The sequence below is a fragment of the Micromonospora solifontis genome (assembly GCF_003725545.1).
GTDB classification, from domain to species: Bacteria; Actinomycetota; Actinomycetes; order Mycobacteriales; family Micromonosporaceae; genus Micromonospora; species Micromonospora solifontis.
Map to the genome: position 1 here is coordinate 1 of NZ_RJLN01000121.1, position 12,004 is coordinate 12,004.

Genomic DNA, 12,004 nt, shown 5'->3' on the forward strand with positions numbered 1-12,004 from the left:
CAGCAGCACCGGCGGGCGCCGCCAGGCGGGCGCGGCCGTCACCTTCGTCGCCGGGGCCGCGGCCGGCCCCGTCCAGGTCGCCGTGGCGCAGTCGTACGCCCGGGTGCCGTCGGTGCCGTACACGCAGGCGGGCGCGGTCACCGACCCGCCGCCGGCGGTCGTGCTGAGCGCCGTGTGCAGCGTCGTGGTGCTGTGTGCCGGCAGCCGCAGCCGCCAGCTCACCTCGTTGGCGCCGGGGGAACCGATCGGGACGGCGCGGCCCCCGCCGGTCACCGTGGTGGCCCGGGACCCGGTGGGCATCTCCTGCCGCACGGTCGTCTCGACCATGCTGTTCCCGGCGTTGCGCACCGCGATCCGGTAGCCGGGCGTCGGGGTGTTCGCGGCGGTCACCGCCAGGGTGACCGGCGGCGTGGACATCTGGATCGGTGGCGCCTTCGTCGGGGCCACCGCGGGCGGGGCCGCCGGCACGCCGGTCGGGATGGGAGTGGCGCGCTGCGCCGGAGCGGCCGGTGCCGGGTGCGCCGGTGCGGCCACCGCCCGGGGCGCGGCCGGCGGCAGCGCCGGTACGGCGGCGAGGACGCCCAGGCAGTTCACGATCACGGCCAGGGCCCTGTGGTGTCGTCTCGATGCAGGCATACGAACGAACCTCCGGCCCCGAAGCTATGGGCCCCGGCCCGCCGGGCGGGTACGAAGTCGGCATTCCCGCCCCGGCCGGCGCGGGCCGGCGTACCCTGCGCGCGGCCGACCCCGGCGGACCGGGTCGCCGCCTTCCGGGCGGCGGCCGCGTCCGGCGTGGCCGGGCCGGTGGGCAGGGATAGATTGGCCGGGTGCGTATCGCTCGTTTCGCTCATGCCAAGGGAATGTCGTTCGGGGTCGTCGAGGGCGAGCCGGGGGCCGGGCCGCAGGGCCTGACCATCGCCGAGATCGAGGGTCACCCGTTCGGCCAGGTCCAGTTCTCCGGTGCCCGCTGGGCGCTCTCCGACGTCCGGCTGCTCTCGCCGATCCTGCCGAGCAAGGTGGTCTGCGTCGGCCGCAACTACGCCGAGCACGCCGCCGAGCACGGCAGCGAGGTGCCCAAGGAGCCGCTGCTCTTCCTCAAGCCCTCGACCTCGGTGGTCGGTCCCCGGGACGCGATCCGGCTGCCGGTCTTCTCCAAGCAGGTCGAGCACGAGGCGGAGCTGGCGGTGGTGATCGGGGCCCCCGGCGCGCGCCGGGCCGACCGGGCCGCCGCCGAGCGGGCCATCTTCGGCTACACCTGCGCCAACGACGTCACCGCGCGGGACCTGCAGCGCTCCGACGGGCAGTGGACCAGGGCCAAGGGCTTCGACTCGTTCTGCCCGATCGGGCCGTGGATCACCACCGGGCTGGACGTCTCCGACCTGGAGATCCGCTGTGAGGTGGGTCGCAACCCCGAGGAGATGGAGGTACGCCAGCTCGGCCGGACCAAGGACATGGTCTTCGACGTTCCGGCCCTGGTGTCGTACGTCTCCCACGTGATGACCTTGCTCCCGGGCGACGTGGTGCTGACCGGCACGCCGGCGGGGGTTAGCCCGCTCACGGAGGGGGATACGGTCACCGTGCGGATCGAGGGGATCGGCGAACTCACCAACCCGGTGGTGCCGGTCGCCTGACGCGTCCGACGTCTCGTTTCCGCTGGTCACGTGCGGTTCGAGGGGTTGGATTTGGCCTGCCGGCACCGGGAGGGTAAAGTTCATTCCCGGCGCCGCAAGGGGCCAATGGGGTATGGGGTAATTGGCAGCCCGACTGATTCTGGTTCAGTTAGTCTAGGTTCGAGTCCTGGTACCCCAGCGCAGCCGCGGATTCGCGAGAATCCCGGACGCTGGATTCTGGCGGAGTTCCGCTCCGTCCCTCGGGAGAGGGGCGGCAGATGATCTCTGATAGAGTGCAGCTTCCTCGCCCGGCAGGTGGGGAAGCAGATGGTTCTGGCCCCGTCGTCTAGCGGCCCAGGACGCCGCCCTCTCAAGGCGGTAGCGCCGGTTCGAATCCGGTCGGGGCTACCACGCTGGCAGCCCGTCCCACCTGGTGGGGCGGGCTGTTTCGTGTTCGCGGCTGCCCGGTGTCGGGCGGCTCGCTGTGTCGGCCGCGCGGGTCCGATTCCACCGGGGAACCCCCCTCGTCGGGCCCGGCCGTGGTGCCGATAGACTACTGCCGCACCGCCCGCCAGGGCGGTGAAGCAGGAAAAGTGCCTGGCCCCGTCGTCTAGCGGCCCAGGACGCCGCCCTCTCAAGGCGGTAGCGCCGGTTCGAATCCGGTCGGGGCTACCACACCGAACGGCCCGTCTCGCACCCGCGAGGCGGGCCGTTCCCCCTCCCCACCCACCCCACCCCACCCCTCCCCACCCCACCCCCACCCTCCCTCACCGTCGATCATGAAGTTTGCGGCGGTGTTGATCTCCCTGACTGCCGCAAACCTCATGATCGACGAGGTGGAGGGCGGGGGGTGGGGTTGGGGAGGGGGTCAGAGGCCGGAGAGGCGTTGGCCGGCGCGGACGACGGCCATGGCGTGGCGCTCGCCGGGGCGGCGGCCGAGGCGCTCGATCGGGCCGGAGATGCTGATCGCGGCGATGACCCGGCCGGTCCGGTCGCGGATCGGGGCGGAGACGCTCGCCACACCGGCCTCCCGCTCGGCCACGCTCTGCGCCCAGCCCCGGCGACGTACCTCGGCGAGGGTGCGGCCGGTGAACTTCGAGCGGGGCAGCAGCGGCATGACCGCCTCGGGCGGCTCCCAGGCCAGCAGGATCTGCGCCGCGGAACCGGCCGTCATCGGCAGCACCGAGCCGACCGGCACGGTGTCCCGCAGGCCGCTGGCCCGCTCGGCGGCGGCCACGCAGATGCGCTCGTCGGCCCGGCGCAGGTAGAGCTGGGCGCTCTCCCCGGTGGCGTCGCGGAGCGCGGCGAGCAGCGGCTCGGCCGCGGTCAGCAGCACGTCCGGGGCGGCGTTGGCCAGCTCGCCGAGCCGGGGGCCCGGGCGCCAACGCCCCTGGGTGTCGCGTACCAGCATTCGGTGGATCTCCAGTGCCTGTGCCAGCCGGTGCGCCGTTGCCCGGGGCAGCTTGGTTCGTTCAACGAGTTCGGCCAGGCTGGCGCCGTCGACGCAGGCGGCCAGGATGACCACCGCCTTGTCGAGAACGCCGACACCGCTCATACTGTGTCCCACAAGCCGAAATTTACCTCCCAGAATTTAGGATGTCCAGATGGTGGGAGTCACTCAACCGAGGACCCTGGCCGAGAAGGTCTGGGACGCACACGTGGTCCGCTCCGCCGACGGTGAGCCGGACCTGCTCTACATCGACCTGCACCTACTCCATGAGGTGACCAGCCCGCAGGCGTTCGACGGGCTGCGCCTGGCCGGCCGCCGGGTGCGGCGGACCGACCTGACGATCGCGACCGAGGACCACAACACCCCGACCGGGTACGACGACCCGGCGTTCCGGTCCCGCCGCGGCGACCTGCTCACCATCGCGGACCCCACCTCCCGCACCCAGATCGAGACGTTGCGCCGCAACTGCGCCGAATTCGGCGTACGGCTGCACCCGCTGGGCGACGAGAACCAGGGCATCGTGCACGTGATCGGCCCGCAGCTGGGCCTCACCCAGCCGGGCATGACGATCGTCTGTGGCGACTCGCACACCGCCACCCACGGCGCGTTCGGCGCCCTCGCCTTCGGCATCGGCACCAGCGAGGTCGAGCACGTGCTGGCCACCCAGACGCTGCCGCAGGCCCGGCCGCGGACCATGGCGGTGAACGTGGTCGGCGAGCTGGCCCCGGGCGTCACCGCCAAGGACCTGGTCCTCGCCCTGATCGCCCAGGTGGGCACGGGCGGCGGGCGCGGCCACATCGTGGAGTACCGGGGCGAGGCGATCCGGAACCTCTCCATGGAGGGCCGGATGACCATCGCCAACATGTCCATCGAGTGGGGCGCCAAGGCCGGCATGATCGCGCCGGACGAGACCACCTTCGCGTACCTGAAGGGGCGGCCGAACGCGCCCCAGGGCGCCGACTGGGACGCGGCGGTCGAGCACTGGCGGACCCTGCCCACCGACGAGGGCGCGACCTTCGACACCGAGGTCACCCTCGACGCGAGCCGGATCACGCCGTTCGTCACCTGGGGCACCAACCCGGGTCAGGGCGTGCCGCTGGGCGCGACCGTGCCGGACCCGGAGGAGTTCGTCACCGAGCCGGAGCGGGTCGCCGCCCGCCGGGCCCTGGAGTACATGGACCTCACCCCCGGCACCCCGCTGCGCGACCTGGCGGTGGACGTGGTCTTCGTCGGTTCCTGCACCAACGGCCGGCTGGAGGACCTGCGGGCCGCCGCCGACGTGCTGCGCGGCCACCGGGTCGCCGACGGCGTACGCATGCTGGTGGTGCCCGGCTCGGCGGCGGTCCGCGAGGCGGCTGAGGCGGAGGGGCTGGACAAGGTCTTCGCCGACGCGGGCGCCGAGTGGCGCTTCGCCGGCTGCTCCATGTGTCTGGGCATGAACCCGGACACGCTGAAGCCGGGCGAACGCTCCGCCTCGACCTCCAACCGCAACTTCGAGGGCCGTCAGGGCCGGGGTGGGCGTACCCACCTGGTTTCCCCGCCGGTCGCCGCCGCCACCGCCGTGGTCGGCCGGCTCGCCGCCCCCGCCGACCTGTAGAAGGGCAGCCGAGAGATGGACAAGTTCACCACCCACACCGGCACCGCCGTGCCGCTGCGCCGGTCCAACGTGGACACCGACCAGATCATCCCCGCCGTGTACCTCAAGCGGGTGACCCGGACCGGTTTCGCCGACGGGCTCTTCAACGCGTGGCGGGAGGACCCGTCATTCGTTCTGAACGATCCCGCCCATTCGGGCGCGTCGATTCTCGTCGCCGGCCCCGAGTTCGGTACCGGTTCCTCCCGCGAGCACGCGGTCTGGGCGCTGCGGGACTGGGGCTTCCGCGCGGTGATCTCTCCCCGCTTCGGTGACATCTTCCGCGGCAACGCCCTCAAGGAAGGGCTCCTCCCGGTCGAGTTGGAATTGAAAGCCGTCGAAGAAATCTGGGATCTGGTGGAATCCGACCCGACCACCCCGATCACCGTCGACCTCACCGCCCGCGAGGTGCACGCAGGGGACGCCACCTGGGCGTTCCCGCTCGACGACCACAGCCGTTGGCGGCTGATGGAGGGCTTGGATGACATTGGACTCACCCTCCGGCACGAGGCCGAGATCAGCGCCTACGAGGCGTCCCGGCCGGCGTTCCTGCCCTCGGTCGCCTAACCGTAGACGGCTTTTCGCCCCCACCGGCCCCGCCGGTGGGGGCGAATCCGTTACGACACAAGGGCTTTTTTCCACCGAATGTTTGTGTCCAGGCAGCACAGGGCATACCGTGCGCGCAGAATGGCTCGCGTCGAGTCAGTTGCACATCGGGAGGAAATCGTGAACAAGGCCGAGCTCATCGAGGCGCTCGCCGTTCGCCTGGGGGACCGGAAGACGGCGACGGCCGCGCTCGACGCGGTTCTCGCTGAGGTCCAGGCGGCGGTCACCAAGGGCGAGAAGGTGGCCATCACCGGGTTCGGAGCGTTCGAAAAGCGCATCCGGGGTGCCCGAACAGCGCGTAACCCGCGGACCGGCGAGGCGGTGAAGGTCAAGAAGACCTCCGTCCCGACGTTCCGTCCGGGCGCCGGTTTCAAGGAGATGGTGGCCAGCGGCAAGGTGCCGAAGGCCACCGCCGCCGCGAAGAAGACGACCGCGGCAGCGGCGGCCAAGACCGCCGGGGCCAAGGCGACCGCCGCCAAGAAGACGACCACGGCCGCCGCCGCCAAGAAGACCACGGCGGCGAAGGCCACCAAGACCGCCGCCGCGACCAAGAAGGCCGCGCCGGCGAAGAAGGCCGCCGCGACCAAGACCGCCGCGGTGAAGAAGACCACGGCCGCCAAGAAGACCACGGCGGCGAAGTCCACGGCGGCGAAGAAGACCACCGCCGCCAAGAAGACCACGGCCGCCAAGAAGGCGCCCGCGAAGAAGGCTCCGGCCAAGAAGGCCGCCACCCGGCGCTGACCCGCCGAACGGCCTGGAAAGGGCGCTCACCGCTCGCGGTGGGCGCCCTTTCTCGTGGGTACGCGTTGACCCGTTCGCGGGCGCCCCCGCAGAATCGCCGTGCCGAACACCCCCGTCGGTCACGAGAAGAGGCGCCCGTGCGGCACCGTCACCTTCCCACCGTCGCGCTCGCGCTGGGCGTGGTGGTCCTGCTGGACGTGCTGCGAGTCTGGCTGCCCTCGATCATCACCATTTTCGGCCGGGCGGCCGAGACCCCGGCGGAACTCCTCGGCGCCTTCGCCCTCTCCTGGTTCCTGCTCGCCCTGGCCGCCCCGGCACTGGTCCGCCGGCTCGGCGCCGGCCCGGTCGGCCTGGTGGCGGCCGGGCTGCTGGCCGCGGTCCGGCTCGCCCTGACCGCCGCGCCCGGCGGACGGCCGCAGCTCTGGCTGGCCTGTGCCGGGCTGCTCGCCGGCCTGGTCTGGCTGGCCGCCACCGCCGCCCGGGTCGACCGGCCGGTGGCCGGACTGGCGCTCGGCCTGGCCGGCGCCGCCGTCGGCCACGCCCTGCTCGCCACCGAGGACCTGGTCTGGCGGGGCGGCGTGCCCGGGTGGGCGCTCAGCGTCCTGCTGGTCCTGGCATTCCTGGCCGCCTCCGCCGCGAGCCGCTCTCCCGAGGCCCGCCAGGGCACGCCCGCCCCGACGCCCCAGGACCCGCCCGCCGATCCAGCTCTGCGCACGGCCGACGAAGCGGCCGACGCGGCGACGGATGGGCCGGTCGCCGGTTGGACGGGGGCACGGGCCTGGCTGCTCGTCGGTCCGGCGCTGTTCGTGGCCGGTCAACTGGCGCTGGCCCCGGCGCTCTGGAGCGCCTCGTACTCCTACCGGGCCGGCTCGGCCGACTTCCCGGGCCTCGGGCTCCCGCCCGGCACCGCCTCGATTCTCCCGGCGTGCGCGGTCGGGCTGTTCCTGCTGGCGGCGCTCACCCGGACGCCGGCCCGGCTCGGGCGGGTGCTCTGGCCGGCCATCCTGCTCGCCGGGGCGGCGCTCTTCGCCGCCGATCGGCCGGCCTGGCTGGGCTGGGCCTACCTGCTCGCCGCCGTGGGACTCGGCGGCTGCCTCGCCCGGACCGACGCCGCCCCGGCGTCCGCAGTGGTCCCGGGGCGCGGCGCCGCCGCCCGGCGCGGCTACGCCGTCGTCGGCGGCATGCTGGTCTTCGCGGTCGCCTCCGTGGCCTACTACGCGGCCTACGATCTCGGCTATCCGAACGGCTGGGTGCCGGTGGGGACGGCCGCCCTGATCGCCGGGTGCGCCCTCACCGGGCCGGCTCAGGCCGCCCCGGTCCTGACCGGGTACGCCCGTAGCCTGCCGGCCCTGCTGTCGGCGGTGCTGGTCCTGCTGGCGGGCGTGCTGCCCGGACCGGCGCGCCGGTCGGCGCCGCCCGCCACCCCACCGGCCGCGGTACGCGTGGCGGCGTACAACATCCGGATGGGGTTCGGGCTGGACGGCCGGCTCGACCTCGACGCGGTGGCCCGGGTGGTCCGGGGCGCCCGCCCGGACGTGGTGCTGCTCAGCGAGGTGGACCGGGGTTGGCTGCTCAACGGCGGCCACGACACCCTCGCCCTGCTGGCGCGGCGGCTGCGGATGCCGTACGTCTTCGCGCCCGCCGCCGATCCGGTGTGGGGCGACGCGGTGCTGAGCCGGTATCCGGTGCGGTCCGGGCGGAGCCGCCCGCTCGCCGCGCACGGCGCGCCCACCGGGGCGCAGGCCCTCGGCGTCACGCTCGACCTCGGCGGCCGGGAACTCGCCGTCGTCGCCACCCACCTGCAACCGCCGCCGGGGCGGGGGCCGGTGGCGCAGGCCCGCGAGGTCGCCGCCTTCGCCGTCCGGTACGCGGCCGGCCGCCCGCTGGTGCTGGCCGGTGACCTGAACACCGAGCCCGGCGAGCCCGCGTTCGCCGCGTTCACCACGGCCGGTCTGGTGGACGCGCTGGCCGCCGCCCGGCCGCTGCCGACCAGCCCCGCCGACGACCCGCGCCAGCAGATCGACCACGTGTTCGTCTCGCCCGACCTCACCGCCGCCGACCCCCGTGCGCCCCGCAGCACCGCCAGCGACCACCTGCCCGTCGCGGTGACCGTCGGCCTGCCCTGACCCACGCCCACGCCCCGGCGTCACCCGCCCGGGTCGGCCGTTAAGAGGGGGCCCCTGCTCTACCGGAGGCGTTAACAGGGGGCCCTTCCTTGCAGCCGGTCGGCGGCGAGCAGCCGGTCGCCGGTGAAGGCGAGCAGCCAACCGCCGCCCTTCGCGGTGGTGAAGTCGTCGCTGCGGCCGGTCAAGCGTTCCAGCATGCCGGGGATCACCTTGCCCTGGCTGCACACCGCGACCGGGTCGCCGGCGGCGCCCAGCTCGGCCAGCCGGGCCGCCCCGGCCAGCGCGCACTCCTCCGGCTGCTGGCCGGGCGCCGGCTCGTCGAAGTCACCGACCACCTCGATCGGCAGGTCCAGCAGGGCGGCCGCCGGGTGGAGGGTCTGCACGCAGCGACGGGCCGAGGCGGAGAGCAGGCGTACCGGGCGGACGAGGGCGACCAGCTCGGCCAGGGCGTGCGCCTGCGCCCAGCCCTGCTCGTCCAGCGGCCGGCCGGTGTCCCGGCCGGTCGAGGTGCCCCGCTTGCCGGCGTGGGCGTGTCGGACCAGCAGCACGGTGCCGGTCACCGGCGGCAGCGCCGCGAACGCGGCGAGCACCTCGGCGTCGTGGGGATAGCTGACCAGGCGTACCGCGGCGTCGACGGGGAGCCAGCGGACCTCGTCGACCTCGGTGTCCGGCTGGAAGCCGCCGGCCGCCACGGCCCGCATCGACCAGTGGTCGACCGACTTCGGCCGGCCCTCGCTGCGGTAGTGGACGGTGGGCAGGCGGACCTGGGGCACCGCCTGGACGTCGGTCTCTTCGGCGATCTCGCGGACGGCGGCGCGCAGCGGGTGTTCGCCCGGGTCCAGCTTGCCCTTCGGCAGCGACCAGTCGCCGTACCGGGGACGGTGCACGAGGCACACCTCGACACCGGTGGCGGCCGGGCGCCAGGCCACCCCGCCCGCCGCCCGGATCCGCGCCGGCTCGTCGTCCGTCATCGGCTCACCGTATGCCGTGCGTGGCCGGTCAGCCCGCCGTCCCGCCGACCCGGTGCAGCAGCAGCTCCTGCAGGTGCGTCAGCGGCGCCTCGTCGGTCCCGGTACGCCGGTGCCAGGTGCCGTCCCCGGCCAGCTCGAACGCGTCCACCTCCGGGCTGAACGCGGCGGAGAGCACATGGTCCAGCTCGGCCCGGGCCACCGGGTCGCTCACCTGCACCAGCGCCTCCACCCGCCGGTCCAGGTTGCGGTGCATCAGGTCGGCCGAGCCCATCCAGAACTCGGCGTCGCCGTCGTTGCCGAACCGGAAGATCCGGGAGTGCTCCAGGAACCGGCCGAGGATCGAGCGGACCCGGATGTTCTCCGACAGCCCCGGCACCCCCGGCCGCAGCGTGCACATGCCCCGGATCAGCAGGTCGACGTGCACGCCGGCCCGGGACGCCCGGTACAGCGCGTCGGTGATCTCCTCGTCGACCAGCGCGTTCACCTTGAACTGGACGAGGCCCGGCGTGCCGAGCCGGACGTGCTCGACCTCCCGCTCGATCCGTTCGATCAGGCCGCGCCGGATGCCCTGCGGGGCCACCAGCAGCCGCCGGTACGCGGTCTGCCGGCTGTAGCCGGTGAGCACGTTGAACAGGTCGGTGAGGTCGGCGCCGATCTCCGGGTCGGCGGTGAGCATGCCGAAGTCCTCGTAGAGCCGGGCGGTCTTCGGGTGGTAGTTGCCGGTGCCGATGTGGCAGTAGCGGCGGATCTGGTTGCCCTCCTGGCGGACCACCAGCGCGGTCTTGCAGTGCGTCTTCAGCCCGACCAGGCCGTAGACGACGTGGCAGCCGGCGCGTTCCAGGGTGCGCGCCCAGCCGATGTTCGCCACCTCGTCGAAGCGCGCCTTCAGCTCCACCAGCACCACCACCTGCTTGCCGGCGGCGGCCGCGTCGACCAGGGCGTCCACGATCGGGGAGTCGCCGCTGGTGCGGTAGAGGGTCTGCTTGATGGCCAGCACGTTCGGGTCGGCGGCCGCCTGCTCGATGAAGCGCTGCACGCTGGTCGCGAACGAGTGGTACGGGTGGTGCACCAGCACGTCGCCGTCGCGCAGGGTGGCGAAGACGCTGCGCGGCACCTCGCCCTCGGCGAGCCGCGGATGGGTGGCCGGCACGAACGGCGGGTCCTTCAGGTCGGCGCGCTCGACCTCGCCGTACACCTGCCAGAGGGCGGAGAGGTCGAGCAGGCCGCGGACCCGGAGCACGTCGTGGCCGTCCATGTCCAGCTCGCGGACGAGCAGCTCCAGCATGTGGTCGGAGATGGAGGCGGCCACCTCCAGCCGGACCGGCGGGCCGAACCGGCGCCGGGCCAGTTCCCGTTCGAGGGCCTGGAGCAGGTCCTCGTCGCGGTCCTCGTCCACCTCCACCTCGGCGTTGCGGGTGACCCGGAACAGGTGGCACTCGACCACCTGCATGCCGGAGAAGAGCTGCCCGAGGTGCACCGAGATGAGGTCCTCCACCGGCAGGAAGCGCACCCCCGGCTGGTCGCGCGCGACCCGGACGAACCGGGGCACGTTGTTCGGCACCTTGACCCGGGCGAACAGCTCCGAGCCGCCGTCCGGGTCGCGCACCGACACGGCCAGGTTCAGCGACCGGCCCGAGATGTACGGGAACGGGTGCGCCGGGTCGACCGCGAGCGGGGTGAGCACCGGGAAGATGTGTTCCCGGAACCAGGTGCGCAGCCGTTCCCGCTCGGCGTCGTCCAGGTCGCTCCAGCGCAGGATCCGGATGTCCTCCTCGGCCAACTTCGGGAGCACGTCGTCGACGAAGCACGCGGCGTGCCGGGCGACCAGGTCGGCGGTCTTCTCCGTGATCAGCTCCAGCTGGGTGCGCAGCGGCAGCCGGTCGCCACCGCGGACCGGCAGGCCGGCGGAGAGCCGGCGCTTCAGCCCGGCCACCCGGACCATGTAGAACTCGTCCAGGTTGCTGGCGAAGATGGCCAGGAACTTCGCCCGCTCCAGCAGCGGGGTGCGCGGATCCTCGGCGAGGGCCAGCACCCGGGCGTTGAAGTCGAGCCAGGACAGCTCGCGGTTGAGGAAGCGGTCCTCCGGCAGCGGCTGCGCGGCCGGCGGCTCGACGTCCGGCCCGGGGCCGGGGCCCTCCACCGGGTCGAGAGACTCCTCCAGGCCGGCGGAGTCGGCGCCGGCCGGTCCGACGGCGAGGTCCTCCTCGGGCGGCCGGACCGGGCGGAAGCGGCCGTCGACGCTCCGGGCCCGGGCGCCGTTGCGCGGCGCGGTCGGGTCGAGGAGGCCGGACGCGGGATCGGGGTGCTCGCGAGGGGTGCTCACCACCTCATGATTCCCCGACAACGGTGAACAGAAAATGAACTCGGGGCAGGTCGATCAGGACATCGTCGGCAAAGTCACCCGGACGATCTCGCCGGCGGCGTCCCGCTCGATCCGGACCCGCTGCCCGAGCCGGAGCAGCCGCAGCCCGGAGGCGTCGAAGGCACGGGCCGGGAAGGGCAGCTCGGTGCCGTCGTCGAGGAGCAGCACGCCGCTGCGGGTCGACGCGTCGTAGGTGGCCACCGTGCCCTGCATGCCAGCACCGTAGCGGATGCGCCCGCCGCCGGTGGCCCACCGGTCAGGCAAGGATGGCGGCCGCGCGGGCGCCGAGCACCGCCGCGGTGCGCGGACCCACGCCCAGCCGGGCCGCGGCGGCCAGGTCGGCGGCGGTGTCCACGTCCCGACGCAGCGTGGGCCAGTCGCCGCGCAGCGCCAGCGCCCCGCCGGCCGCGTGCGCCGCGGCGGAACCCACCCCGAAGCGGGGTTCCAGCGGCACCCCGGCCGGCGCGGCGAGCAGCACGGTGCCGCTGCCCGGGGCGTCGGCCAC

General features: G+C 73.8%; 9 protein-coding genes, 3 tRNA genes and 2 pseudogenes. 8 read left to right on the forward strand and 6 right to left on the reverse strand.

Annotated features, from left to right (window positions below; all coding sequences use genetic code 11):
• Positions 1-636: pseudogene (locus EFE23_RS25620) on the reverse strand (hypothetical protein); the annotation flags it as partial.
• A gap of 191 nt (positions 637-827) precedes the next feature.
• On the opposite strand from EFE23_RS25620, the gene EFE23_RS25625 reads away from it, so the two are divergent.
• The 4 genes from EFE23_RS25625 to EFE23_RS25640 all read left to right on the forward strand — a co-directional run bounded on the left by EFE23_RS25625 (position 828) and on the right by EFE23_RS25640 (position 2,285).
• Positions 828-1,631: a fumarylacetoacetate hydrolase family protein gene (locus EFE23_RS25625; protein ID WP_123243469.1), complete on the forward strand. Its 804-nt coding sequence runs from the start codon at positions 828-830 to the stop codon at positions 1,629-1,631.
• Positions 1,632-1,737: 106 nt separating this feature from the next.
• Positions 1,738-1,809: transfer RNA gene (locus EFE23_RS25630), tRNA-Gln, on the forward strand.
• Positions 1,810-1,945: 136 nt separating this feature from the next.
• Positions 1,946-2,021: transfer RNA gene (locus EFE23_RS25635), tRNA-Glu, on the forward strand.
• Positions 2,022-2,209: 188 nt separating this feature from the next.
• Positions 2,210-2,285, forward strand: a tRNA-Glu gene (locus tag EFE23_RS25640).
• 193 nt (positions 2,286-2,478) lie between these two features.
• Here the strand turns inward: EFE23_RS25640 and EFE23_RS25645 are convergent.
• A complete protein-coding gene (locus EFE23_RS25645) occupies positions 2,479-3,165 on the reverse strand; it encodes an IclR family transcriptional regulator (protein ID WP_013284529.1) in 687 nt (228 codons plus the stop codon).
• A gap of 49 nt (positions 3,166-3,214) precedes the next feature.
• Between EFE23_RS25645 and leuC the strand changes: the two genes are divergently transcribed.
• From leuC to EFE23_RS25665, 4 genes are all read left to right on the forward strand, one after another.
• Entirely contained in the window at positions 3,215-4,657 is a 1,443-nt protein-coding gene (gene leuC / locus EFE23_RS25650; protein ID WP_123243470.1) for a 3-isopropylmalate dehydratase large subunit, read from the forward strand.
• 15 nt (positions 4,658-4,672) lie between these two features.
• The gene (gene leuD / locus EFE23_RS25655; RefSeq protein WP_123243471.1) at positions 4,673-5,260 is read left to right on the forward strand and encodes a 3-isopropylmalate dehydratase small subunit; all 588 of its coding nucleotides are present in this window, start codon (positions 4,673-4,675) and stop codon (positions 5,258-5,260) included.
• Positions 5,261-5,419: 159 nt separating this feature from the next.
• Positions 5,420-6,040, forward strand: a complete 621-nt coding sequence (locus EFE23_RS25660) for an HU family DNA-binding protein (RefSeq protein WP_123243472.1) — start codon at positions 5,420-5,422, stop codon at positions 6,038-6,040.
• Positions 6,041-6,177: 137 nt separating this feature from the next.
• Positions 6,178-8,166, forward strand: coding sequence for an endonuclease/exonuclease/phosphatase family protein (locus EFE23_RS25665; RefSeq protein WP_123243473.1), 1,989 nt, complete (start codon positions 6,178-6,180; stop codon positions 8,164-8,166).
• A 71-nt stretch (positions 8,167-8,237) separates the two neighbouring features.
• On the opposite strand, the gene EFE23_RS25670 is transcribed toward EFE23_RS25665, so the two are convergent.
• The 4 genes and pseudogenes from EFE23_RS25670 to EFE23_RS25685 all read right to left on the reverse strand — a co-directional run.
• Complete coding sequence (locus EFE23_RS25670; protein WP_123243474.1) at positions 8,238-9,137, reverse strand: NUDIX hydrolase; 900 nt, start codon at positions 9,135-9,137, stop codon at positions 8,238-8,240.
• A 28-nt stretch (positions 9,138-9,165) separates the two neighbouring features.
• Positions 9,166-11,460: an RNA degradosome polyphosphate kinase gene (locus EFE23_RS25675; protein WP_199737230.1), complete on the reverse strand. Its 2,295-nt coding sequence runs from the start codon at positions 11,458-11,460 to the stop codon at positions 9,166-9,168.
• Between the two features lie 54 nt (positions 11,461-11,514).
• Positions 11,515-11,712 (reverse strand): cold-shock protein, encoded by a 198-nt coding sequence (locus EFE23_RS25680; RefSeq protein WP_123243476.1) that lies wholly within the window; start codon positions 11,710-11,712, stop codon positions 11,515-11,517.
• A 43-nt stretch (positions 11,713-11,755) separates the two neighbouring features.
• A pseudogene (locus EFE23_RS25685) lies at positions 11,756-12,004 on the reverse strand (2-phospho-L-lactate guanylyltransferase); the annotation flags it as partial.